Annotated in this window: 26 protein-coding genes; 9 read left to right on the forward strand and 17 right to left on the reverse strand. The window is 63.6% G+C overall.

Annotation, left to right across the window (positions count from 1 at the left end):
* Positions 1 to 47 precede the first annotated feature (47 nt).
* The gene (locus ACUYMZ_RS02700; protein ID WP_426005458.1) at positions 48 to 308 is read left to right on the forward strand and encodes a hypothetical protein; all 261 of its coding nucleotides are present in this window, start codon (positions 48 to 50) and stop codon (positions 306 to 308) included.
* A 78-nt stretch (positions 309 to 386) separates the two neighbouring features.
* Here ACUYMZ_RS02700 and ACUYMZ_RS02705 read toward each other — a convergent pair whose 3' ends face one another.
* Positions 387 to 2,948 (reverse strand): ATP-dependent DNA ligase, encoded by a 2,562-nt coding sequence (locus ACUYMZ_RS02705; RefSeq protein ID WP_481602015.1) that lies wholly within the window; start codon positions 2,946 to 2,948, stop codon positions 387 to 389.
* A gap of 38 nt (positions 2,949 to 2,986) precedes the next feature.
* Here ACUYMZ_RS02705 and ku point away from each other — a divergent pair, with 38 nt between their 5' ends.
* Positions 2,987 to 3,853 carry a non-homologous end joining protein Ku gene (ku, locus tag ACUYMZ_RS02710; RefSeq protein ID WP_481602016.1) on the forward strand — a complete coding sequence of 289 codons (867 nt, stop codon included), beginning with the start codon at positions 2,987 to 2,989 and terminating at the stop codon, positions 3,851 to 3,853.
* A 94-nt stretch (positions 3,854 to 3,947) separates the two neighbouring features.
* On the opposite strand, the gene ACUYMZ_RS02715 is transcribed toward ku, so the two are convergent.
* From ACUYMZ_RS02715 to ACUYMZ_RS02730, 4 genes are all read right to left on the reverse strand, one after another.
* Positions 3,948 to 4,784, reverse strand: a complete 837-nt coding sequence (locus tag ACUYMZ_RS02715; RefSeq protein ID WP_481602017.1) for a carbohydrate ABC transporter permease — start codon at positions 4,782 to 4,784, stop codon at positions 3,948 to 3,950.
* On the reverse strand, positions 4,781 to 5,749 hold the full coding sequence (locus ACUYMZ_RS02720) for a carbohydrate ABC transporter permease (RefSeq protein WP_481602018.1): 969 nt from the start codon (positions 5,747 to 5,749) through the stop codon (positions 4,781 to 4,783). The genes ACUYMZ_RS02715 and ACUYMZ_RS02720 overlap by 4 nt, the downstream gene beginning before the upstream one ends.
* Positions 5,750 to 5,755: 6 nt before the next feature.
* Entirely contained in the window at positions 5,756 to 7,051 is a 1,296-nt protein-coding gene (locus tag ACUYMZ_RS02725; protein WP_426005463.1) for an ABC transporter substrate-binding protein, read from the reverse strand.
* A 66-nt stretch (positions 7,052 to 7,117) separates the two neighbouring features.
* The gene (locus ACUYMZ_RS02730) at positions 7,118 to 8,335 is read right to left on the reverse strand and encodes an aminotransferase class V-fold PLP-dependent enzyme (protein WP_481602019.1); all 1,218 of its coding nucleotides are present in this window, start codon (positions 8,333 to 8,335) and stop codon (positions 7,118 to 7,120) included.
* Between the two features lie 243 nt (positions 8,336 to 8,578).
* On the opposite strand from ACUYMZ_RS02730, the gene ACUYMZ_RS02735 reads away from it, so the two are divergent.
* Positions 8,579 to 9,271: a FadR/GntR family transcriptional regulator gene (locus ACUYMZ_RS02735; protein ID WP_481602020.1), complete on the forward strand. Its 693-nt coding sequence runs from the start codon at positions 8,579 to 8,581 to the stop codon at positions 9,269 to 9,271.
* Between the two features lie 3 nt (positions 9,272 to 9,274).
* On the opposite strand, the gene ACUYMZ_RS02740 is transcribed toward ACUYMZ_RS02735, so the two are convergent.
* The 3 genes from ACUYMZ_RS02740 to ACUYMZ_RS02750 are packed head-to-tail and all read right to left on the reverse strand — an operon-like array spanning position 9,275 to position 10,816.
* Entirely contained in the window at positions 9,275 to 9,541 is a 267-nt protein-coding gene (locus ACUYMZ_RS02740) for a DUF7218 family protein (protein WP_426005466.1), read from the reverse strand.
* A 21-nt stretch (positions 9,542 to 9,562) separates the two neighbouring features.
* Positions 9,563 to 10,225: a DUF6766 family protein gene (locus ACUYMZ_RS02745; RefSeq protein ID WP_481602021.1), complete on the reverse strand. Its 663-nt coding sequence runs from the start codon at positions 10,223 to 10,225 to the stop codon at positions 9,563 to 9,565.
* Positions 10,226 to 10,276: 51 nt separating this feature from the next.
* Complete coding sequence (locus ACUYMZ_RS02750; RefSeq protein ID WP_481602022.1) at positions 10,277 to 10,816, reverse strand: DUF6328 family protein; 540 nt, start codon at positions 10,814 to 10,816, stop codon at positions 10,277 to 10,279.
* A 115-nt stretch (positions 10,817 to 10,931) separates the two neighbouring features.
* Between ACUYMZ_RS02750 and ACUYMZ_RS02755 the strand changes: the two genes are divergently transcribed.
* A complete protein-coding gene (locus ACUYMZ_RS02755; RefSeq protein WP_481602023.1) occupies positions 10,932 to 11,123 on the forward strand; it encodes a hypothetical protein in 192 nt (63 codons plus the stop codon).
* Between the two features lie 118 nt (positions 11,124 to 11,241).
* Here the strand turns inward: ACUYMZ_RS02755 and ACUYMZ_RS02760 are convergent, their stop codons facing one another.
* Positions 11,242 to 11,412: a hypothetical protein gene (locus tag ACUYMZ_RS02760; protein ID WP_018778938.1), complete on the reverse strand. Its 171-nt coding sequence runs from the start codon at positions 11,410 to 11,412 to the stop codon at positions 11,242 to 11,244.
* Between the two features lie 307 nt (positions 11,413 to 11,719).
* Here ACUYMZ_RS02760 and ACUYMZ_RS02765 point away from each other — a divergent pair, with 307 nt between their 5' ends.
* Together ACUYMZ_RS02765 and ACUYMZ_RS02770 are read left to right on the forward strand one after the other, a co-directional pair.
* On the forward strand, positions 11,720 to 12,199 hold the full coding sequence (locus ACUYMZ_RS02765) for a Dps family protein (RefSeq protein WP_426005470.1): 480 nt from the start codon (positions 11,720 to 11,722) through the stop codon (positions 12,197 to 12,199).
* A 33-nt stretch (positions 12,200 to 12,232) separates the two neighbouring features.
* Positions 12,233 to 13,189 (forward strand): DNA topoisomerase IB, encoded by a 957-nt coding sequence (locus tag ACUYMZ_RS02770; protein WP_426005471.1) that lies wholly within the window; start codon positions 12,233 to 12,235, stop codon positions 13,187 to 13,189.
* Between the two features lie 105 nt (positions 13,190 to 13,294).
* On the opposite strand, the gene ACUYMZ_RS02775 is transcribed toward ACUYMZ_RS02770, so the two are convergent.
* The 7 genes from ACUYMZ_RS02775 to ACUYMZ_RS02805 form a co-directional block, all read right to left on the reverse strand.
* Complete coding sequence (locus ACUYMZ_RS02775; RefSeq protein ID WP_426005472.1) at positions 13,295 to 13,570, reverse strand: HPr family phosphocarrier protein; 276 nt, start codon at positions 13,568 to 13,570, stop codon at positions 13,295 to 13,297.
* 61 nt (positions 13,571 to 13,631) lie between these two features.
* Positions 13,632 to 15,698 (reverse strand): PTS fructose transporter subunit IIABC, encoded by a 2,067-nt coding sequence (locus ACUYMZ_RS02780; protein WP_481602024.1) that lies wholly within the window; start codon positions 15,696 to 15,698, stop codon positions 13,632 to 13,634.
* A 2-nt stretch (positions 15,699 to 15,700) separates the two neighbouring features.
* Entirely contained in the window at positions 15,701 to 16,687 is a 987-nt protein-coding gene (locus ACUYMZ_RS02785; protein ID WP_426005474.1) for a 1-phosphofructokinase family hexose kinase, read from the reverse strand.
* Positions 16,684 to 17,475, reverse strand: coding sequence for a DeoR/GlpR family DNA-binding transcription regulator (locus ACUYMZ_RS02790; protein WP_426005475.1), 792 nt, complete (start codon positions 17,473 to 17,475; stop codon positions 16,684 to 16,686). The genes ACUYMZ_RS02785 and ACUYMZ_RS02790 overlap by 4 nt, the downstream gene beginning before the upstream one ends.
* A 319-nt stretch (positions 17,476 to 17,794) precedes the next feature.
* Positions 17,795 to 17,992 carry a hypothetical protein gene (locus tag ACUYMZ_RS02795; RefSeq protein WP_426005477.1) on the reverse strand — a complete coding sequence of 66 codons (198 nt, stop codon included), beginning with the start codon at positions 17,990 to 17,992 and terminating at the stop codon, positions 17,795 to 17,797.
* Complete coding sequence (locus ACUYMZ_RS02800) at positions 17,989 to 18,192, reverse strand: hypothetical protein (protein ID WP_481602025.1); 204 nt, start codon at positions 18,190 to 18,192, stop codon at positions 17,989 to 17,991. Before ACUYMZ_RS02800 ends, ACUYMZ_RS02795 begins: the two co-directional genes overlap by 4 nt.
* A 55-nt stretch (positions 18,193 to 18,247) precedes the next feature.
* Entirely contained in the window at positions 18,248 to 18,679 is a 432-nt protein-coding gene (locus ACUYMZ_RS02805; protein WP_426005480.1) for a hypothetical protein, read from the reverse strand.
* Positions 18,680 to 18,851: 172 nt separating this feature from the next.
* Between ACUYMZ_RS02805 and ACUYMZ_RS02810 the strand changes: the two genes are divergently transcribed.
* From ACUYMZ_RS02810 to ACUYMZ_RS02820, 3 genes are all read left to right on the forward strand, one after another.
* Positions 18,852 to 19,625: a GAF and ANTAR domain-containing protein gene (locus ACUYMZ_RS02810; protein ID WP_426005481.1), complete on the forward strand. Its 774-nt coding sequence runs from the start codon at positions 18,852 to 18,854 to the stop codon at positions 19,623 to 19,625.
* Between the two features lie 297 nt (positions 19,626 to 19,922).
* Positions 19,923 to 20,381, forward strand: coding sequence for a hypothetical protein (locus ACUYMZ_RS02815; protein WP_426005483.1), 459 nt, complete (start codon positions 19,923 to 19,925; stop codon positions 20,379 to 20,381).
* Between the two features lie 38 nt (positions 20,382 to 20,419).
* A complete protein-coding gene (locus ACUYMZ_RS02820; RefSeq protein WP_481602026.1) occupies positions 20,420 to 21,553 on the forward strand; it encodes a glutamate--cysteine ligase in 1,134 nt (377 codons plus the stop codon).
* Positions 21,554 to 21,627: 74 nt separating this feature from the next.
* Here the strand turns inward: ACUYMZ_RS02820 and ACUYMZ_RS02825 are convergent, their stop codons facing one another.
* Positions 21,628 to 22,029, reverse strand: a complete 402-nt coding sequence (locus ACUYMZ_RS02825; RefSeq protein ID WP_426005486.1) for a VOC family protein — start codon at positions 22,027 to 22,029, stop codon at positions 21,628 to 21,630.
* Between the last annotated feature and the right edge of the window lie 23 nt (positions 22,030 to 22,052).

A 22,052-nucleotide genomic window follows, 5' to 3' on the forward strand; every position in this document is an offset into this window, starting at 1 on the left:
ACCCTAATATTGAAGTCCCTTCATTTTCAGCGTGGAAAGGAAGAACCATGGCTGCCAAGCATGAAGCCGAAAACATTGATCCTGAGGTTGCCAACCATCTGGTGGAGTCCATGGACATGGCTCCCATGCCGGAACCGGCAACTTTGGCTGTCGCCTTGGGCGGCACACCGGGGAACCAGTGGCCCGATGGCAACGGCAAGCGCCGCCACCCGAAGGACCGGGAACAGGCGCATGGCCGCATGGGCCAGGGCGCCGCAGTAACAGCGGTCCACCGCACCAGCCGGCCCCAGATGCCGCACTCCTCCTGAACACCCACCAACCCAAGCCAGCCCAACTGGGTCGCAGCAGTGCGCGTTTTGAGGGCTCAAAACGCGCACAAATGCGACTTAGTTGGGCTGGCTGACGTCGGAAGGCGACTTGTCCGGGCGCCAACCCCGCCACACGGGGTGCCGAAGCCGGCCGGGACCCGTCCAGTTGCCGAAAGCCACTTCCGCCACAAGCTCAGGCTTCACCCAGCGGGCATTGGCTGAGTCCTCCCGCGGGATGTCCGCAAACGGTGATTCCGGGATCTCCCGCGGCTCGAGCTTGTCCATAATGTCCCGCAGCTGCCAGTCCTTGAACCCGGTTCCTACCCGGCCCACGTAGCGCAGTTTGTCGCCGTCGGGCACGCCCAGCAGCAAGGCACCGAACGTGCCGCTGCGGGCGCCGGCACCAACACGCCAGCCGCCAACCACCACTTCCTGGCTCTGTTCGAGCTTGAGCTTCAACCACGCCCGGCTCCGGCGTCCGACCACGTACCGGCTGTCCGCCTTCTTGGCCATCACCCCTTCCAGGCCCAGTTCGGCGGCGCTCGCCATGAGGTCGTCCACGTCATGGTCCAGGACCTCGGAGAGGTGGATTGGGCAGCCACCTGGCAGCTTCCCGGCGAAGCCCGCCAAATGGTCCCGACGTTCGCGGAACGGCAGGCGGCTGAGGTCGGTGCCGCCGTCGTACAACAGGTCGAACAACATCAGGCTCACCGGGACTGACCCGCGGACCCTTTCAATGTCCGCAGCCTTGACCAGGTTCATCCGCAACTGCAGCCGGCCAAAGTCCGGGCGGGCTCCCTTGCCGAGCGCCACGATCTCCCCGTCCGCCACGAAGTCGCCCGGCGGCCAGCACTTCCGGTCCGTGAGCTCCGGGTAGGTCGCGGTGAGGTCGTTTCCGTTGCGGCTCGTCAGGCGGATGCTGCTCCCGGTGCCCGTGATGATCGCCCGGATCCCGTCCCACTTCAGTTCATACAGCCAGCCGCCGCCGCGGAGTTCCCCCACGGTTCCGGAGGTTGCCAGCATAGGGGTGTAGGCCGGCATGGGTTCAGGCCCGACGGCGGGTGGCGGCTTCGTTTCCGGAGCCACCTTCGCGGCGGGCTTCTTCCGGCCGCCGGGTTGTTCCTTCATCAGGTGGATGAGCCAGCGGTCGCCGGTATTGATGAGGGCCAGGCGCTTGGTGCCCTGCAGGCCGCCACCGGGCTGGCCTGTAAGGGTGGCGATCACTTCCTTCCCCTCACGCCATTTCTCGCAGGTGTACTCGCCCCGGTCCCAAATGGTCATGGTCCCGGCCCCGTATTCGCCCTTGGGGATGACGCCCGCGAAGTTTGCGTATTCCATGGGGTGGTCTTCGGTATGGACGGCCAGGTTGTTCCGGTCCGGCGTTTCCGGCACGCCGCGCGGCAGTGCCCACGAGGCCAGGACGCCGTCGCGCTCCAGCCGCAGGTCCAGGTGGTAGCGGCGGGCGTGATGTTCCTGGATCACGAAGATGCCTCCGGGAGGCGGCGGGTCGCCGGGTTTCGGCTGCTCTGATGAACGTGCGGCAGGTGCCTGCCCGCCATCGCGGTTGGTGGACGACGCCGGAAAAGGTTCAGGAGTCTTCCCCGGGTCGCGCATTCCCACATATTTGGAAAGACGGTCCTCAACGGTCACTACCCGCTCGCGGCCGCCCGGAGTACCCCGCCGGGAGGCGCCGCTGCCGCCCGTGGAGGTGCCGCCGTCGTCCTCATCTTCCCCGTGCGGCGGGAGATGACGCGAGGAAATCGGCGCAAAGTGGTCCTTCCCCGTGCTGACGCGCTTCATGACCTCGGTGAAGTCGAGGTGGTCCAGCGTGGGGGAGGCCAGTTCCCGCCACGTGCGGGGTGCAGCTACCGTGGGGTGCGCCTTGCCGCGGAGCGAGTAGGGCACGATCGTGGTCTTGTTGCCGCTGTTCTGGCTCCAGTCCACCAGGACCTTGCCGTGGCGGAGGGACTTCTTCATGTCGCTGACCACCAGGTCCGGATGATCGGACTCAAGGGCACGGGCGAGCTCATGGGCGAAAGCGGACACCTGCTCTGATTTCAGCGTGCCTTCCAGCCCCGTGTAGAGATGGATACCCTTGCTGCCGCTGGTCACTGGAACGGGGTCCATGCCCATGTCCTGCAGGATGGACCGGGCGAGTTTGGCCACTTCCACGCATTCGGGCAGGCCTGCGCCGGGGCCGGGGTCAAGGTCCAGCACAAAACGGTCCGGGCGCAGCGGATTGCCGGCCGGATCCACCTGCCACTGCGGCACATGGATTTCCAACGACGCGATCTGGGCCATCCAGGTGAGCGTGGCGAGGTTGTTGACCATCGGATAGTCATTGGTGTGGTCCGAATGGTGGATGGTGGCGCGCGGAATCCACTTGGGCGCCGAGTCCTCCAGGTTCTTCTGGAAGAAGACCTGCCCGGGGTTCTCTGCAGTGCCTACCCCGTTGACCCACCGCTTGCGCGTCACGGGCCGGTTGGCTGCCGCCGGGATGAGAAACGCGGCAACCGCTGCGTAGTAGGCAAGGACTTCAGCCTTGGTGGTGCCTGTCTCCGGGTAGATGATCTTGCCCAGGTTCGTCAGGGTCAGTTCATGGCCCTCGACGACGACACGCTCCTTCTGCTTGACTGCCACCTCTTCTCCTCTGCTGGCTTGTGCTGTTGACTGGGTGCATGAGGGCCATATGGAAGGGATCTATCGCGTTCGGTCTGGTCAACGTACCAGTGAAGCTCTACAGCGCCACGGAGGACCACGACATCAGCCTCCATCAAGTCCACAATAAGGACGGCGGGCGCATCCGTTACCAGCGGAAATGTGAAATTTGCGGCGAGGTTGTTGCCTACGAGGACATCGACAAGGCCTACGAGGAAGAAGGCCGCACTGTGGTCCTCACAGCGGCCGAACTGAAGTCCCTTCCCGAGGAAAACAGCCGTGAGATCGAGGTGGTGGAGTTTATCCCCGCCGAGCAGCTTGACCCCATCATGTACGAACGCAGCTACTTCCTGGAGCCGGACTCCAAGTCGCCCAAGGCCTACATGCTGTTGAGGCAAACACTGGAGGACACGGACAGGATCGCAATCGTCCAGTATGCGCTGCGCCAGAAGACACGGCTCGGCGCGCTGCGTGTCCGCGGTGACGTGCTGCTCCTGCAGGCCTTGCTGTGGGGCGACGAAGTCCGCGAAGCCAAGTTTCCGTCCCTTGAGACGGACATCAAGATCTCGGACAAGGAGCTTGAGATGTCCTCCGCCCTGGTGGAGTCCATGGCCCACGACTTCGACCCCGATGAGTACACCGATGACTACCAGGTCCAGTTGAAGACACTCATCGAAGCCAAGCTGGAGAAGGGCGAGGCTCTGGACACCGAGGCCACCTTCGGTGCGGTGGAAGGCGAAGGGGAAGGTGGGGACGTCATCGACCTCATGGAGGCCCTCAAGCGCAGCCTCGACAAGAAGCGCGGCAAGGAAAAAGCCGCCGACGACGACGCTGCCGCCACCAAAAGTGCGGCCAAACCCAAGACGCGGGCCAAGAAAAAGGCGTGACCCGCCGTCGTAAACCCAACTGGGTCGCAGTTAAGCGCGTTTAGACGGCTCTAAACGCGCTTAACTGCGACCTAATTGGGTGGAATCGGGGGGATTAGCCTTTGACGGATCCGGCGGTCAGGCCTTGCACGATGAACTTGCTGGCGAAGGCAAAGATCACCAGCGTGGGAACCACAGTCAGGACCGCGGCGGCGGACATGGAACCCCAATCGATGTTGAAGCTGGAGATAAAGCCGGCCAACGCCGTCGGAATTGTCTTGTTGCTGTCGCTGTTCATCAGGGTCACCGAGAGGAACAGTTCGTTCCAGCAATTGACGAAGTTGAAGACAAAGCTGGCTGCGATGCCGGGCAGCATGACCGGGACGATAACCCTGAAGAGCGCCCCCATCCTGGAACAGCCATCGATCATGGCCGCCTCTTCCAAGGCGTCCGGGACGTTCTCGAAAAAGCCCCGCAGCATGATGGTGCAGAACGGGATGCAAATGGCGATGTAGATCAGGATCAGCCCGGTTTTGGAATCGACCAGGCCGAAATCGGTCATCATCAGGTAAAGCGGGCCCAGGGCAATGAAGCCGGGGATCATCTGCGTGATGAGGAAAGCACCCAGCACTGCACCGCGCCCGGAAAACTGGAATCGCGCCAGAACGTAGGCGGAGAGCAGCGAGATAAGCGTGGCCACCGAGGCGGCCACCAGGGCCACCACCAGGCTGTTGAGCATGTACTGGCCGAAGTCCGACTTCGTGAAAAGCCCGATGTAGTTGTCCAGTGACAACTGCCGCGGCCAGTAGTCCAGCGGCAGCGCATAGATTGCTCCCGGCTCCTTGAGGGAGGTCACCACGATCCAGTACAGCGGGAAGACAGTGACGATCAGGCATAAGCCCAGGAAGACAACTTTTGAGACGCGGCCTATGAGCGTTGGACTGTTGATCATGGGGCTCCCTTTCGAAACCGGACAGCCATGAGGTAGAACGCTGCAAACAGCATGAGGGTGACCATCACGATCAATCCCAGGGCGGAAGCCTTGCCGTAGTCGCCTTCCTGGGTAATTTTGATCATGTAGGTGGTGATGATGTGGGTTTGGTCCGCAGGTCCGCCGCCGGTCATCGCGAAGATGATGTCCGGGAAGTTGAAGATCCAAATCACCCGCAGCAGGATGGTCAGCGCGAGGGTCGTGGAGATGCTGGGCAGCGTGATGCTGAAGAACGTCCGTACTTTGCCGGCGCCGTCCAGTGCGGCGGCCTCATACATCTCGTCGGACACCGACTGCAGGGCAGCGAGGATCATGATGGCGAAGAACGTCACACCGTACCAAATGTTGGCTATGATGATCGCCGCCATGGCAAAGCCCGGATCGGATAGCCACGGGATGGGCGAGCTGATGAGTCCGGATTTCATCAAGAGGTCGTTGACCACCCCGAATTCCGCGTTGAACATCCAGCGGAACAGCATCCCGATGAGGAAACCGGAAACTGCCCAGGGAAAGAAGATCATGGCTTGGTAGGCGCCGCGCATCCTGAACTTCCGCTTCAGGTACAGGGCGACGGCAAAGCCGATGACCACTTGGGGAACCAGGGAGCCGACAACCCACACCACGGTGTTGCGGACGATTGTTCCGAACTCGGGTGCGTCGAACAGGCTTTGGAAGTTCCCGAAACCAACCCATGACGTATCGGACAGGTCGTTCAGGTTCCAGTTCCGGAAGGCCATCTGGCTGCCGGCGAGCATGGGGTAGTAGGTGAAGATCCCCACGAATATGGCGGCCGGTGCCAGGAAGGCCAGCAGGGTCAGCGCTGTCCGGCCGCTGAACCGCCTCTTGGAGCCGCCACTGCCCTGGTCCCGCTGCACGTCCCTGCGCCCCGAGGGAGGCGACGTGGACCGCTTGACGTCGAGGCTCATGAACGGCTAGCCCTTCATCTTTTCTGTCCAGTAGGTGTCCCAGCTGGACAGCAGGTCGGCGGTGCTCATCTGGCCGGTGAGCACCCGCTGAAGTTCGCCGTCGGACTTCTTGATCCACTCGGTCCACCAGGAAACACTGCGTGGCTGGATGGCCGAGATGTAGGTGTCGGGGTTCTCCGTCATTTTCACGTAGGCAGCCCAGGGGCCGGTGCTGTAGAAGGGGTCCTGCGCGGCGGACTTCAGCGTGGGGACAAGGCTGTTGTCCTTGCTGAATGTGGTGGCGGCGTCACCTTGGGCGAGGTACTTGATGAGCTTGACTGCCTCCGGTTTGGCGTTGGAGGACTGTGCGATGCCCCAGCCGGCCGAAGCCACTGGCTGTATCGCCTTGCCGCCCGGTCCTACGAGCAACGGCGCAACATTCCACTGGTCCTGCTTGATGGCCTGTGACTCCTTGACGGTGGCGATGACCTCGGGGTCCTGCAGCAGGAAGGCCGTGGAACCATTGCTGAAGCCCTGGACCATCTCCGGGTAGCCCCAGGCCACGGACGACGGCGGCGATCCCTTCTTGAAGAGGTCGATGTAGAGGTCCATGGCTTCCTGGGCCTTGGGGGAGGAGAAGATCGTCTTGCCGCTGGTCAGCTTGAAGGCGTTCTCCCGGTCGATCTCATCGGCCACATAGGCCTCGATGATGGCGACGGCGTTGGAGTTGGCGTTGGTACCACCCCGGAACGCGTAGCCGAACTTGTTCTCTGACGGCTTGTTCAGGGCCTCGGCCTGCTTCGCCATCTCCGGCCAGCTGCTGGGCGGGCCGTCAAAGCCGGCGTCCTTGACCAGATCCGACCGGTAGAACAGGGAGAGGCCGTAGAAACCATAGGGAATGTAGTAGGTCTTGCCGTTTTGCTTGGAGTAGGTGACGGCGTTCTCTGTCAGGTTATTCCAGCCATCCCAGCCGTCCAGGTCCTTGGTCATGTCGTACAGCCAATTGTTGGCTCCAAAGGACCCCACCGTGATATCGCGGGCCTCCACGACGTCGATCCCCTTGCCGGACTGCAGCATCTGCTGGATCTTCTGGTCGGCTTGATCCGTGGGCGGCGAAATCAGCTCCACCTTGATGTCCGGGTTCTCCTGCTCGAACCCGGAGATCAGCTTCTTCAGGGTCTCAGTCCTGGTGGGGTTGGTGAGGCTTTCCACCATTTTCAGGGTGACCTTGCCATCGGCAGCATTTTGGCCGCCGCCGCATCCGGCAAGTGCAAGAACAGCCGCAAGGCCTGCTGCGGCAGTGGCCATAAATCTGGATTTCACGTGGGTCCTCCGTTGAATGGTTGTGATGGATGGTCCTGCACCGGTTGGCGGCGCAGCGTAGTTTCCTCAAGTGGATCGGGCAAGCTCCACGAGCCCGGGAACGGCCTTCTCCGCGAAGGCCTCGTAATCACTTGGCGAGTTGTAGAGATGCGCGGAAAGGCGCAGGAAGCCCTCACCCGCGAAGGTGGTCACGGCAGTTTCAAAGTCCCACCGTTCGGAGATGAGCTCCCGGACGCTATGCGAATCCTCGTGGGTGGTGGCAAGGCCCTTCGGCAGCCGGAGGAGTCGCAGGGGACCTACGGGCATGCCGACCTCCACGGAGTGGTCCTCGCCGGTGTGCGCGGTGAAAGCATCTCCAATGATCGACGCGCCATAGTCGCACAGCCCGCCGGCGTAGCTGCGGAACGTCCCCCAGCCGTATCGTTCCTCGATGGTGCCGAAAGAGGCGTGGGCGGCCATCCACGAGGTAACGTCCTGGGTTCCCACGTGGTCAAAGTTTTCGGGGAAGCGGTACGGGAATCCCCAGGAGTCGATGAGCGGCACCAGGCCCGCAGCACGGTCGCCGCTGCACACAAGTGCCGCCGTTCCCCTGGGGGCGCAGGCAAACTTGTGCAGGTTCCCCACCCAGAAACCCTCAAAGTCGGGCACGGGTGACTCCACGATGCCAGGCGCGTGTGCTCCATCCACCAACACCGGGATGCCGAGCGGGGCCGCGGCCCGCGCGATGGCCTCGACCGGGAAGGCACGTGCAGTTGCTGAGGTGATCTGGTCAACGACGATGAGGGCCGTCCTGCTGCTGACTTCGGCCAGAACCAGGGCGCAGACGGTCTCCGCGTTTGCATCCAATGGAACGTCGGCGATCCGGACCCTGCCGCCGTGCTTGCGCGCGATGCGGTGGGCCCCATGCAGCACGGCTCCGTAAGCATGGCTTGTGGTGACGATCTCCGCGCCGTGCTCGAAGTCCAGGGAGTTGTAGACAGCGCTGATGCCGGCACTCGCGTTGAGGACGAGGGCTGTATGGCCCGCGTCAACTCCCAGGAAGCCGGAAACCTGTGCCCGGGCTTTGGCCACGGCGCTGTACTGCCCCATGAACCAGGTGCACGGATTGGCGTCCATGCGGGCCTTGAGTTGGAGCTGCACTTCCTGGGCAGCCCGTGGGACTGAGCCATATGAACCGTGGTTCAGGTGGGTCTTGTGTGGGGTCAGGCTCCAGTCGGAGATGGACGGGTTGCCATCCGGAGTCGTCATCGGATGCGGTGCCGTGAGGTTGCTGGCTGGGTACACAGAAGCCTTCTTGGTCGAAGAGGCGGGACTGTCTGTAAGTTACATCACAGGAGCAGCCAAGACAACAGACAACTTTGCAAAGAAGTCAGAGGACTTTGGCGAAATGAAGCGCTTAAGTGGCTCCACGGTTCAAAACATGACGGAGAGATAAGATGTCTTTGTAGAAAAGTCCGACACTATGACGATCCGGCACACGCTTGCCTGGGTGGGGTAGCGTGTAACACGTCTGGAGGGAGCGGCTCAGTGGGTGCAGTTGAAACGGCCATGCAGGGCCTGCGGAACAAGATCGCATCCGGGGAGCTGGGGCCCGGGCAAAAGTGTCCCCCCGAGGCTGAGCTCTGTGCGCAGTTGGGGGTGTCCAGGAGTTCCTTGCGGGAAGCTGTCCGGGCGATGTCGGCGCTGGGGATCATGGAGTCGCGCCACGGCTCCGGGACCTACATCTCGTCGCTGGAGCCTACCGTCATTCTCCAGAACTTCGCGCTGCTGGTGGACCTGCTGCCCCTGGACGGACTGCTGGAACTGTTCGAGATCCGCAGGCTGATGGAGTCCCACGCGGCGGCCGCTGCGGCAGCCAATGCAACCCCGGCCGCTGTCGCTGCCCTCACGGAGCTGCTGGAAAGCATGGAGGGCACGGACAACCCTTCCGAGTATTCGGAGTACGATTCCCGGTTCCATGAAGAAATCTGCCGTGCCAGTGGCAACTCCACGCTAGCCGGCCTGGTGGGCATCTTCCGTTCGCGCGGGGGCCACTTCCACATCTTCGACGGCGACACTGGCACCGCGGTGCGCGAGGGCAGCACTGACGGACACCGCGCGATCGTTGAGGCTATTGCGCAGCGCAATCCCACGCTCGCGGCAACCGCCATGGCGGCGCATATTGCCCAGACCGAACAGTGGCTGAAAAAGCTCAGGCCCGCGCCGCGGCTTCAGGACTAGTTATCAGTGGTTCCGCAGCATGGAGATGATCTCCGACTTCTTCTTCCCTGAGTAGCCGGTGATGCCGAGCTCCTTGGCGCGGGCTTTCAGCTTGTCCACCGTCCAGTCGTCGTAATCGCCGGATTTACCGCCCTTGCGTCCTATTTCCTTCCGGCCTTGGTTTGCGGCGGCATTGGAGATGCGCGCGGCTTTTTCCTTGGAAGCACCGTCTTCCCGGAGTTCCTCGTAAAGCTCCGGATCCTTCAGGCTGGGATTCTTCCTGGCTGGCATGTCTTTCCTTTCTCTGGTCGATCAGGCGCCGGTTTCCTTGTGTGGTTCAGCCACTGGCTTGGATTCCGGAGAGCCCCGCTGGCGCAGGTAAACGGAGGCGCCGACGAGGACGGCGACGGCCAGGAATTCGCTCTGCCAGTTTTGGAATGACTCAAACCAGAATTGGCTGGAGCCAACATACTCCCACAGGCCCACTTCCGGGAGCCCATGGCTGACCTGTTCCTCGTTGTACGCCGCCGTTCCTCCGAAGGCGTGCAGCGTGATCGACGCCAGGAAGAGCAGGGCAAACAGGCCGGCGAGGGAGTGCTCGTACGCTTTCAGGACCCATCCTCCACGGCGCACGGGCCAGGGGGTCTTGGGAGTGTGCTTGGCGTCCCGGGGATCCTCATCCTGCGGTGCCGGTTTATCCACGGGCTTGGATTCAGAGGAGCCCTTCTGGAAGAGGAAAATGGTCAGGACCACGTACATGGCCATCTGCAGGAACTCGGATTCCCAGTTCTCGAACACGGCCTCCACAAAGTGGCCTGTGCCGACGTACTCCAGGACGCCCAGTGGTGGCTGTCCGTGGCTTTGCTGCTCCTCGCTGTAGCTGGCTGCCCCGGACACCACCATGCCGCCCAGGAAGGCGACGAACAGGCCGGCGTTTGCCAGCAGCAAGCCGTGGTCTTTCATCCATTGGCGCATCGGTCCTCCTTTCGTTGAGGTTTCCTGATGCTCTGTTGGCCGCAGCACGGGTCAGCGCTCCTTCCCGTTTGTCGCCTCATCAGCGCTGTCACCGTTGTCATGGTTTCGAAGGGCCCGCCGGTGGAGCCAGATCGGTGTCCCGAGGACAAGGACAAGCAGGACCAGGATGATGACACCCCCGGAGACCAGCCCGGCGGTCCTACCGGCCACCACATCGAAGACCAGCGATGCTGATCCCACAATGAGGATGGCCACGCCGAACAGTGCGAACTTGGTGATGATGTTGGCACTGGAGACGAGGGTCGACTTGAGGCCTTGGCGGAACAGCCGGCGGTGGACGCTGACGGGCAGCACAATCAATGACGTGGTGAGTGCGGCGGCCATGACGTTAAAGAGGTAAAGCCCGCGCTGCCAATCGTCCAGGTCCTCGAATCTTTCCTGGAACGGCAGGGTCAGCAGGAAACCTCCCAGGATCTGCACGCCTGTTTGCAGGACCCGTAATTCCTGGATCAATTCCATCCAATTGCGGTCCATCCGCTCTTCGGTGGATTCATTCCTGCCGGTCCTGGGAGCCTGATCGGGCTCAACCATTCGTGCACCTCCAGCTGGGTATGTGGTGGACGCCAACGGAACGCCGGACTACGGTCGAACTGTCAGCATTCCTCGTGTTTTATCGGGGCCTCACAGGAATTACCAGGAGGAAGAAATGAGCCAGGACCCACACCGCGTCGACCCGGAAGATGCACCCGGCGGCTACGGAACACCTACACCGGAGCAGGAATTGCCCGGTGGTGGCTCCGGACGCGAAACCCCGGAACGGCCCGCACCCGGGAGCTCTCCGGAACCGGAAAGTACGGACGAAGAAGGTGCCGGCGCTTCGCCGGACGACAACGCCTGAGAAGCGTGAGGGCTGCCCCATGCCGCAGACCTGCTGCAGGGGGACAGCCCTCGCGTTCCGCGATCATCCGGGGTGTGGCCCTTGGGGCGCCTGAGGAGTCAATCCTGGCGGCGCCGCTCTAAACCGTGTGGCCCCTGCGTCCGGACATGAAGCTGAGCAGCCAGCCAATGGCGGCAATGACCAGAAGGACCACGCCTACCCACAGCAGCCAGTTGAGGGCCTGCGAGAAGCCGCCCACCAGAAGAAGAACAATTGCCACTACACCAGCGATTATCAGAAGCGTATTCATGGTCAGCACATTCCTTTCCTTGGAATCCCGGGGATCTTCCTGGATTCCTGACTATGCATTCCTGCTTACTTCATTTCTTTGTTGCGGTTCCCGGTGCATTGCTGCCGCCGGGTGCCATTTGGCCGTTATCACCGCCAGCGGCCCGCGGGTGAGCGGGTTCGCCAGTTGTGAACAGCGACACTCTCCATTGTACTACTAAGCATCCTTATGAAAGAGTAATTGCAGTCGTCACCTGATGATTGACCTGTTGGTGAAGAAATTTGCTGGCATGGTTTTTCGCCCAAGCGACCGTCCACGAGAGGAAAACATGAAAGCGTCACAGCAGCTTGCAGACAACCTTCAAATCGTCCTGACGGACCTCATCGAGCTACAGCTCCAAGGCAAGCAGGCCCACTGGAACATCGTTGGCCCCAACTTCCGTGACCTCCACCTCCAGTTGGATGAACTTGTGGTGGCCACGCGGCAGTTTGCCGATGACACCGCGGAGCGCATGCGGGCACTGCACGCCCTCCCCGACGGCCGCAGCGCCACGATCGCCAAGGGCACTCGGCTGGAGGAGTTCCCGGGCGGCCTTGTCTCCACCAAGAACGCCGTCAAACTGGTCACAGACCGCGTGGAACGAGCCGTCCAGACCATGCGCGACGTCCATGACGAGGTGGATGAGGAAGACCCCACGACGGCGGACCTCCTGCATGAGTTCATCGCCCGCCTTGAGCAGTTGGTCTGGATGATCAATGCAGAAATCATGGGTGCCGGCGCCGCAGTAACGGACCCGGACGAAGCCTGACCGGCGGCCCGGCACCGGACACGCGGAGCACCCATGGCCAGGCTTCGGCGCAGTGACCTTTCCAAGCCCGGCATCGTGCGGCGCCGTTCGGGCAAGGGTTTCAGCTACCGCCATCCGGACGGGACACTCCTGGACAAAGAGGATCGCCAGCGCATCAATGCGCTGGCGATCCCGCCTGCGTGGACCGAGGTCTGGATCAGTCCCTACGAGAATGCGCACATCCAGGCCACGGGCGTGGATGCCGCGGGACGCAGCCAGTACCTCTACCATCCCCGGTGGCGCGAACGTAAGGACACCGAGAAATTCCAGCGCGCCGCCGAACTGGGCTCGGCCTTCCCATCGATCCGGCGCACCGTGACGCTGCACTTGAAGGACACCTCCGACCCCAGGCAACAAACCCTGGCTGCCGCTGTCCGCCTCATGGATCTGGGAGCACTGCGGGTCGGCTCCGAAAGCTATATGAAGCAGAACGGGTCCTACGGACTGACGACCCTCCGGTGCCGCCACGCGAGGATCAAGGACAACGCCGTCGGCCTGAAGTTTCCCGGCAAGAGCGGCCAATGGTGGGACACCTCCATTAATGACCCAGCGCTGGCTGCCTTCCTCGAACCCCTTTCCCGCAGGCCGGGCAAGGAGCGGCTGTTGGCCTACAAGGCCAACGGCTCGTGGGTTCCCTTGGACGGGTCCATGGTTAATGAGTACCTCCGGAGCATTGCCGGTGAAGCCTACAGTTCAAAGGACTTCCGGACGTGGAAGGGCACTGCCGCCGCAGCGCTGTGCCTCCTGAAGACTGAAGGCACCATGACCCGCCCCCAGGCCTTGGTCAAAGCCATGAAAGAGGCGGCCGGGTTGCTGGGCAACACGCCCACGGTGGCGCGCACCTCCTACGTGGACCCGCGGATCGTGGAAGCGTATCTTTCCGGTGAACTCCTCGACGTGAAGCCAACGGAGCCCTCCATCGCGGAATTCCTGATCTCCAAGCAGGGCTGACGCAAGTGGCTGCTGGACGCAAAGGCCAGTCTGGACGCAGGCGTTAAACGAAAAAAGCCTGGCCGCACCCTCCGGGAGCGGCCAGGCTTTTAGGAGCCGGTGCTTCTAGGCGTCGTGGTCCGTTTCGAGGATCTGCACCAGGCGGTCCAGGGCTTCGTCCGCACCCGCGCCTTCAGCACGCAGCACCACGACATCGCCGTGTTCGGCGCCGAGGCTCATCAAGGACAGGATGCTGGCCGCGTCCATGGCGTCATCGGCGGGTTCACCCTGGCGGGCAATGGTCACGTCGAGGTCAAGTTCCCCGGCAGCCTCGGCGAAGATGGCTGCCGGGCGGGCGTGGAGGCCGACGCGGCTGGCGATGGTGGCGGTACGTTCAGTCATTGGTGCTCCTTGGATAGGGATGTGGGTGTGGGAAGTCCAGGGTGACGGTGGTGCAGGAAGGTCAGACGCCTGCGGTGGCAGGAACCGCTTCCGCTTCGACGGGCTTTTTCACGGCCCAGCGCTTGAGGGCTATGACCAGCAGTGCGGTGATCGCCACGCCCACGGCGATGGACAGGAAGAAGAACAGGAAGTTGTCGATGGCGAAGAAGACGAACAGGCCGCCGTGGGGTGCCTTGGACGTGACAGCGAAGGCCATGGACAGTGCACCGGTCACGGCACCACCCACCATGCTGGCCGGGATAACGCGCAGCGGATCGGCGGCGGCGAACGGGATGGCACCTTCGGAAATGAACGATGCTCCCAGAAGCCAGGCAGCCTTGCCGTTTTCGCGTTCGGCGAGCGAGAACAGCTTCTTGTCCATCACGGTAGCCAGCGCCATGGCCAGCGGCGGAACCATGCCTGCCGCCATGACGGCGGCCATGATCTGCCACGGAGCCTGGTTGGTGATGGACGCGGTGCCGAGGCCGGCAACGGCGAACGAGTAGGCGACCTTGTTGACCGGGCCGCCGAGGTCGAAGCACATCATGAGGCCAAGGATGACGCCGAGGATGATGGCTCCCGCGCCGGTCAGGCCGGAAAGCCCGGCGTTGAGGGCGTTGGTCAGGGCGACGATCGGGGCGCCGAGGATCAGGAACATCAACCCGGACGCCACCAGGGACGCGATCAGCGGGATGATGACCACCGGCATCAGGCCACGGAGCCAGCGGGCCACGTTAAGCTTGCCCAGCTGGTAGGCGACGTAGCCGGCCAGCAAACCGCCGACGATGCCGCCGAGGAAGCCCGCGCCCATGAAGCCGGAAACCGCGCCGGCGACGAAGCCCGGCGCAATACCCGGACGGTCGGCGATCGCGTAGGCGATGTAGCCCGCCAGTGCCGGGACCAGGAAGCCGAGGGACAGGGCGCCGATCTTGAAGAGGACGGCACCGAGGTAGGCGCCCAACGGACCCCAGGCATTGTCCGGGAACTCGGTGGGCAGGTTGAAGATGCTGTTCTCCACAACGATCTTGTCGGCAAAGCCCGTGATCAGGTAGCCACCCATGAGGAAGCCGAGCGCAATCAACAAACCGCCACCGGCCACGAACGGAATCATGTACGACACGCCGGTCAGGAGTGCGCGCTTCAGCTTCTGGCCGATGTGCTCGCTCTTCTCCTCGGCCTCGCGCTCGGCCTGCTCCTCCGCACCGAAATGGGCCACCCGGTGTGCGTGGGGGTCATCGGCAGCGGCGAGGGCTTCCTGGACCATCTTGTCCGGTTCATCAATGCCGCGCTTGACGGGCGCGTTGATGACCGGCTTGCCGGCGAAGCGCTCCTTTCCGCGAACGTCGACGTCGACGGCGAAGATCACCGCATCTGCCGCGGCAATCACGGCGGGGTCCAGCGGCTTGGCGCCGGAGGAACCCTGGGTTTCAACCTGCAGGTCCACACCAACTTCCTTGGCCGCGGCAACCAACGAGTCGGCAGCCATGTAGGTGTGCGCGATTCCGGTTGGGCAAGCGGTAACGGCCACGAGGCGCTTGGGTCCGGCCGGGGTCGCTTCACCGGTGATGGGGGTCGTGCCCGCTTCGCGATGCCCAACCACTCCGCGACCCCCATCACCGGCTCCGCCGGAACTCGGCTTATCGCTCAAAGCGCCATCTACCAGCTCGACTATTTCTTGTGGAGAGGAAGCCGCACGCAGCGCAGCCGTGAAGTCCTTTTTGATGAGTGATCGGGCCAGCTTGGAGAGCAGCTTCAGGTGTTCCTGGTCAGCGCCGTCGGGGGCTGCAATGAAGAAGATGAGGTCCGCAGGGCCGTCCTTTGCACCGAAGTCCACCTTGTGGGAGAGCCGTGCCATAGCCAGGGCCGGTTCCGTCACGGCGGCGGAACGGCAGTGCGGGATGGCAATGCCGCCGGGAACGCCGGTGGCCGTCTTCTGCTCGCGGGCGAAGGCGTCGGTGAAGAGCCCTTCAACCTCGGAGGCACGGCCAGCGGCGGCAACCTTGCCGGCCAGGACACGGATGACGTCGGCGGGGGCATCGCCCAGGTTCTGGTCGAGGGTGACCAATTGGGGTGTGATCAGCTGGGTCACTGTTAGTCCTTCGGGAGGGCCGTGATGGTAACGGCGTCTGGGGTTGTCTGGTGGACTGCCGGGACAGTGGAGCCCGGCAGCGAAGCAGCGGCGGCACCATGGGCCACGGCTTGACGGAGGCAGTCCGGGGCGGAACCACCTTTGGTTGCGGCCAGCAGGTAGCCGGCCAGGGACGAATCGCCGGCACCTACAGTGCTGACGGCTTGTATCGGCGGATGCGTGGCAAGCCACGCTCCGTCTGCCGTCACCAGCACTGCGCCCTTGGATCCGAGCGTTGCGAGTACGGCACCCACACCGCTGTGAACGACGGCGGCAGCAGCTTGGGCGGCTTTGGCCGGGTCTGCTTCCAGTTCGTCAGCGGTGGAGACAGTGGCGAAGCCTGCGGCCGCAGCGAGTTCTGCGAGCTCTTCGGCGTTGGGCTTCAGGAGATCCGGCTTTCCGGCGGCGTCACCTTCCAGTGCTGCCGCGAGGGGAGCCCCGGACGAGTCGATGGCGATGCCTGGAGCGGCGATCCCATCGGCACGGGAACGCAGCCGGCGGGCGATGGTGGCATAGAAGTCGGCGGGCACTCCTGGTGGGAGCGAGCCGGCCAGGACCACCCAGCTGGCGCCACGCGAGCGTTCAAGCAGCAGCCCGATCAGGGCCTCCTGCTGTTCCCCGCTCAGTTCCGGGCCGGGCTCGTTGATCTTGGTGGTGACGCCGTCCGGTTCGGTAAGCGTGACGTTGCTGCGCAGCGCTTGACCGATGGGGAGCGCGGCAAAGGGCACACCGCCGTCGTGCAGTCCGGCAAGGACCGGATCCGAGTCGTCGCCCGGAAGAACCGCGAGCGTTTCGAGGCCGGAGGCCACGAGCGCCCGGGACACATTGACGCCCTTTCCGCCCGATTCCTGATGGACGGCCACCGCGCGCTGCACTTCTCCGCGGGCCAGCGGTCCGGGAAGTTCAACTGTCCGGTCAAGGCTGGGGTTGGCGGTCAGCGTGACGATCATGCGACCACCACGTCTACACCGGCGTCGGCCAGGGCTGCCGCGAGTTCCGCGGAGGGTTCCCTGTCTGTGATCAAGGTATCCACATCCTTCAAAGTGGCGAACTGGACCAGGGTTTCGGCGTCCAGCTTGGAAGAGTCGGCCAGTGCCACCACGCGGCGGGCTGACTTGACGAAGGCTGCCTTGACGGCGGCTTCCTCGGGATCGGGGGTGCTGAGCCCGAACGTAGCGTGGATGCCGTTGGCACCGACGAACGCGATGTCCGGCCGGAGCTTGAAAGCGGCCTCCACGGTGGACTGGCCCACTGCCGCCTGTGTCAGCCCGCGGACGCGGCCACCAAGGATCTGGAGGGCAACACCGGGAGTGGCAGACAGCTTGCCGGCAATGGGAATGGCATGGGTGATCACCACGAGGTCGTCCGTTGACCCATTGGCTGGCGTGCGTTGGGCCAGGAGGTCGGCGAGGGTCTCCGTGGTGGAACCGGCATCGAGCAGGACACTGCCGGTGGTGGGTCCGGGAATCATGGAAAGGGCGGCTGCTGCGATGCGGAGTTTTTCGGCCTGGCGCTGAATGGCGCGCTCCAGGATGCTTTCTTCGCGGGTGCTGAGCCGGTCCGAGGGGACTGCGCCGCCGTGCACACGGCGCAGGTTGCCGGAAACCTCGAGGGCCGCGAGGTCGCGGCGGATGGTTTCGGTGGTGATGCTGAACCGGTCGGCGAGCTCGGTAACGCTCACGCGTCCGCGCTCTGCGACGAGTGCGGAGATCAGTTGTTGGCGCTCTTCGGCGAACACTTACCCTCCATTGCGGTAATGCCTGTTTTCGTGCATCCACTGTGAGTGATTGCTGTCACAACAATGTGGAATTGCTTGACTCTATCTTTGTTTATGCGGGTAAGTCAAGAGAAACCAACACAAACAAAGATTGATGATGCGAAGGATCAGGCGTGTGCAGGGCAAACGAAAAGGCACGTCGCGCTCCCTGTAGCGCGACGTGCCCTCGTCGGGTCCTGACTGGGGGATTTGGCAGGACCCGGTCATTCGGTGGAACTGTCGGGAGCCGGCGCCCCTGCGGTTCCACTGGCCCGGCGGCTCCCGCAGCCAGGCCCTTCTTCTAAAGTTGGTCGTCCTCCGGTATCTGGTCCGGTTCGGGTACTGGCGGCGGCCCGGGCTCGGGCAGGGGAACGGGTTCCGGAGTGGGAGCAGGTTCCCGCTGGCGGGACTGGATGGCAGGGTCCGGCTCGACGGCGGGGTCTGCGCTCGTCAGGTCCGGGGTTCCCGCGCCGCCAGCGCCCGGGGAGTTGCCGCTCACGGCTTGCTGTTCCTGCGGTGCCCCAGGTGTTGTGGCCGGAGGCTCCTGGGCGCGCTGGTGGGGAACCGGCTCGAGTCCCAGCCGTTGGTGTAGTCGATGGGAAGGTTGTCCGGGTCGGGTGGGTCCGGAAGCTTGTGCTTGCCGGACCTCGAATCGGAACCGGTCGCCAGTGACTCTTTCCTTCGTTTGTCTGCCTTCATGCTGTCTTCTTCCGGTAGGTCCTTGGATGCTGCCGCAGGAGGTTTCCGCCGGCCATCAGTCGGGAAATTCCATGCGGAACCCGCAACTGCATCCCAGGACGCGTGTGTTGATGTGGACTTCATAAAGCTGGGCGCTGCTGCCTGGACGCACTGCCGCCGTGGCCTGGATCCGCCGAAGCTCGCAGCTCCTGGTTTTCATGGGGGCGCCGCAGTGGAGGTATTGGCCGCCGAACTGGAAGACGCTGTGGGAGGAGCCGGGCCGGTTCAGGATCATGGCCACACGCTGCACTGTGGCGGTCCGGAGATAGGAGTTCCCGCAGGCGGCGCAGTCATAATCCACATCAAGCGTGGTGGTGGCCGGCGGGTAGTGCTGCTGGATGGTGCCCACCAGCAGGTGCTGGTCTGTATTGCACTGCGGGCACCAGAGAGGTTCGTCGGGCGGCTGGTGGGCTTCGTCCGGGACTCTCGACGCTGGCTGGGCCGGCATGGGTATTCACCTTTGCATGTGAATGCGGGTGCCCGTCTGCATGAGCGTACGCCTGGGTCCGTGGGGCGGACTGTAGCTAGATTGTGCACATAGGTGCACCGTGGATGCAAGGATTCTTTGCCAGTATCCGCAAAGAATGACGCGGGGCGCAGTTGGCGACATAATCTGAATCATGGACGAAATGAACGTTGAATACGCAGGCCGTAACGACGCGGTGGTGCCGGACGATATTTCGATCCCTGAGCAGCTGCAGGATCTGGTCATCGACAGCGACGACGTCAACGGATTCCTCGAGGATCTGGCCGTCTTCTCGGCTGCCGCCGTGTCCGCCGCCGTTGGTTTGGACGTGCTCTGCGGCATCACGTTGAACCGGCGCCGCCGTTCAGCAACCGTGGCCGGAAGCACCAAGGAAGCCCGCCTGATCGACGAGGTTCAGCAGTCGTACGGAGACGGACCGTGTTTGGAGGCCATGAGATCCAGGGCCACGGTGCATGTGCCGGACACTTCCGTGGATCAGCGGTGGAGCGATTACTGCTCTGTCATCGCTGAGCGCGGGCACCTGTCCGTCCTTTGCGTTCCGGTCACCCTGGACGAGGGCGCAACGGCTGCATTGAACTTTTTCGCACCCAAGGCCGGGGTGTTTGATCCTGCCACCATCAGGGAATGCGAACTTTACGGCGGGCAGGCGGAACGTTCCCTGCGGTTGGCAGTGCGGATCGGCACCAAGCAGCAGCATGCCGACGACCTCCGTGACGCCATGCAGTCACGCACGGTGATCGACCTCGCCTGCGGCATCATCATGGGCCAGAACCGGTGCAGCCAGAAGGAAGCGTTCCAAATCCTGACCAAGGCCTCCAATGGCCGTAACCAAAAACTGAGGGACGTGGCGGAGCAGCTGATCCGGGCGATGGCGAACGAGGCGCCGGTCTCCCATTTCGAGCCCTGAGGCAGCGTTGGGGAGCGCTTCCCGTCAACCCTGCATCTTGTGGGGTCCGCCACTGGTGATCTACATTCTTAGTGGGTTAAGCCGATAGCCCTTGAAGCCCCGCGACCTGGAGCCATCCCGGAAATGGTCCCTGAACTGCACGCCCCAGCTGTGGCCTTCGTCGGCCGGCGACCCGCGTGCATTCCGCGCCGCTTTCACCAGGAGCAATCTGCTTCTTCCCGACGCTCTCAATGCGCCCCCGCAAGGGAATGTGTCGGAACCACTGCACAGTGGAAATGTGCTTGAAGGAGAATGGCAATGACGCTTGGATCCCCGATTCCCGCCCCCGAACCCGCAACCAGACCCGGGGCACAACCGGCCCCCAGTGACACCCGGCCGTGGTGCACAGTGTGCGGAACCGATTCCTATATTTTTGTTGAAACAGTGGTGGAAGCTGCCCCCAACCAGTCCGAGCTGGTGGAAGTCAGCTACACCTGCAGTGAATGTGACACTTTTTACGCCCACGCAGTCCGCCTGGCAGAGCTCGTCCCCAGCATTCAGGCGGAGTTCCTCGCCACCTCGGCGGCCGGACTGTGGTTCAGCTGCACGCACTGCGGTGAACCCATGACGCTGGGCCGCCCCGCCGAACGCGTGATTGAGGCTCCCCGGACCACTGGCGATCCGGATGGCCCGAGCTTGTTGGAGGTCTATCTCCAGACACAGGTGCTGCACTGCCGTTGCGGCTTCCAGATGGAGGTGCCGCGCCACGTCGGCTGAGTGCCGTCTTTGATCCACATCCACAGGGGAGGGTGGCCATGCGTACGTTCGGCGTCGAAGAAGAGTTGCTCATTGCCCATCCGGTGGACGGAACCCCGCTGGCGCTTGCCACCGGGATGCTGGATGTCGCCGCAGGATCCGGCAAGGGGCCCGATGAGTCCCCGACACTTAAATCCGAGTTCAAGCAGGAACAGATTGAAGTGAACTCGCGGCCCTGCAGCAAGGCATCCGACCTTCGGGAGGAGATCGTGCTGGGCCGGGCCTTGGCCGATTCGGCTGCGCGGGCAGTGGGTGCCAGGGTGGCAGCCCTGGCCACGCCACCGGTCTTCCATGCAACACCAACCCTGGGCAACCGCCGCTACGCCGCCATGGGGACGGAGTTCGGCCTCATTTCCCGTGAGCAGCTCACGTGTGGCTTCCACGTGCATGTGTCCATCGAGTCCCAGGACGAAGGAGTTGCCGTCCTGGACCGGATACGCCACTGGCTGCCTGTCCTGCTGGCCCTGAGCGCGAATTCTCCCTTCTGGATGGGCGCGGACACAGCCTTTGCCAGCTATCGGACGCAGATCTGGAACAGGTGGCCCACCGCCGGCCCCATGGACGTGTTCGGCTCGGCCGAGGGGTACCGGACAGTGATCGCGGAGCTGCTGGCCACCGGGGTACCCATGGATGAGGGCATGATCTACTTCGACGCGCGCCTTTCCCGCGGGCAACCCACCGTGGAGCTGCGTATTGCCGACGTCTGCCTGTACGCGGAGGATGCGCTGACCATCGCCGTCATCGCCCGGGCCCTGGTGGAAACCGCGGCGGGGGAATGGCGGCAGGGGGCGCCGCCGTCGAACGCTTTGACCAGCGTGTTGCGCATGTCCAACTGGCGCGCCAGCCGCTTCGGCATGGGCGACCAACTGCTGCATCCGCTGGAGCAGGTGCCCTACCCCGCAGCCGACGTGGTGGGGGCTCTGCTGCGGCACGTACGGAAGGCGCTGACCGGCACGGGCGACCTGGGAACCGCACGGTCCGGCCTGGCCAGGATCCTCAAACGCGGCACGGGTGAGCGTTTGCAGCGCCAGGCCTACGCTCGCCGCCTACGGCTGGCGGACGTGGTCAGTGCCGCGATCGCCACCACCAACCAGGACGGCCAGCGGTCCGATGTAGGGCTCGCCCGCCGGTAACTGCCCCGCCGTCCAAGGCGCACGACGGCGGGAGGCCGCCGCGGGTGCCACGGCCGCCTCCCGCTTGGCGTGCTTCAGCCCTGGTTGATGCGGATCAGGTTTCCGGACGGGTCGCGGAAGGCACAGTCGCGGGGACCCCACGGCTGGTCAATGGGCTCCTGGAGGACTTCCGCGCCGGACGCCCGGAGTTTCTCGAACGTTCCGTCGAGGTCGTCGGTAGCGAAGACGAGCATGGGCATGACGCCCTTGGTGAGGAGTTCCTGGATGGCGTCCCCGTCTGCTTGGGATCGCCCGGCGTGCGGCGGGGACAGGACCAGCTCAAGGTCCGGCTGCGCCTCGCTGCCGAGGGTCACCCAACGCTGCCCGTCAGAGCCGACGTCGTTCCTGACATCAAGGCCGAGTGCGTCCCGGTAGAAGGCCAGGGACTCGTCGATGTCGTTGACGGTGATGTGTGCGTATTTCAGTGAGATGTTCATGTCCCACACGCTATTGCAGTGGC

This window comes from Arthrobacter sp. T572 (genome assembly GCF_056780115.1).

Coding starts and splice junctions, on each gene's coding strand:
- ACUYMZ_RS02820 (WP_481602026.1), top strand. CDS start 20,420: ATGCGTACGTTCGGCGTCGAAGAAGAGTTGCTCATTGCCCATCCGGTG.
- ACUYMZ_RS02750 (WP_481602022.1), bottom strand. CDS start 10,816: ATGGTTGAGCCCGATCAGGCTCCCAGGACCGGCAGGAATGAATCCACC.
- ACUYMZ_RS02810 (WP_426005481.1), top strand. CDS start 18,852: ATGGACGAAATGAACGTTGAATACGCAGGCCGTAACGACGCGGTGGTG.
- ACUYMZ_RS02745 (WP_481602021.1), bottom strand. CDS start 10,225: ATGCGCCAATGGATGAAAGACCACGGCTTGCTGCTGGCAAACGCCGGC.
- ACUYMZ_RS02825 (WP_426005486.1), bottom strand. CDS start 22,029: ATGAACATCTCACTGAAATACGCACACATCACCGTCAACGACATCGAC.
- ku (WP_481602016.1), top strand. CDS start 2,987: ATGAGGGCCATATGGAAGGGATCTATCGCGTTCGGTCTGGTCAACGTA.
- ACUYMZ_RS02815 (WP_426005483.1), top strand. CDS start 19,923: ATGACGCTTGGATCCCCGATTCCCGCCCCCGAACCCGCAACCAGACCC.
- ACUYMZ_RS02760 (WP_018778938.1), bottom strand. CDS start 11,412: ATGAATACGCTTCTGATAATCGCTGGTGTAGTGGCAATTGTTCTTCTT.
- ACUYMZ_RS02740 (WP_426005466.1), bottom strand. CDS start 9,541: ATGCCAGCCAGGAAGAATCCCAGCCTGAAGGATCCGGAGCTTTACGAG.
- ACUYMZ_RS02765 (WP_426005470.1), top strand. CDS start 11,720: ATGAAAGCGTCACAGCAGCTTGCAGACAACCTTCAAATCGTCCTGACG.
- ACUYMZ_RS02715 (WP_481602017.1), bottom strand. CDS start 4,784: ATGATCAACAGTCCAACGCTCATAGGCCGCGTCTCAAAAGTTGTCTTC.
- ACUYMZ_RS02700 (WP_426005458.1), top strand. CDS start 48: ATGGCTGCCAAGCATGAAGCCGAAAACATTGATCCTGAGGTTGCCAAC.
- ACUYMZ_RS02720 (WP_481602018.1), bottom strand. CDS start 5,749: ATGAGCCTCGACGTCAAGCGGTCCACGTCGCCTCCCTCGGGGCGCAGG.
- ACUYMZ_RS02755 (WP_481602023.1), top strand. CDS start 10,932: ATGAGCCAGGACCCACACCGCGTCGACCCGGAAGATGCACCCGGCGGC.
- ACUYMZ_RS02785 (WP_426005474.1), bottom strand. CDS start 16,687: ATGATCGTCACGCTGACCGCCAACCCCAGCCTTGACCGGACAGTTGAA.
- ACUYMZ_RS02805 (WP_426005480.1), bottom strand. CDS start 18,679: ATGCCGGCCCAGCCAGCGTCGAGAGTCCCGGACGAAGCCCACCAGCCG.
- ACUYMZ_RS02775 (WP_426005472.1), bottom strand. CDS start 13,570: ATGACTGAACGTACCGCCACCATCGCCAGCCGCGTCGGCCTCCACGCC.
- ACUYMZ_RS02800 (WP_481602025.1), bottom strand. CDS start 18,192: ATGAAGGCAGACAAACGAAGGAAAGAGTCACTGGCGACCGGTTCCGAT.
- ACUYMZ_RS02770 (WP_426005471.1), top strand. CDS start 12,233: ATGGCCAGGCTTCGGCGCAGTGACCTTTCCAAGCCCGGCATCGTGCGG.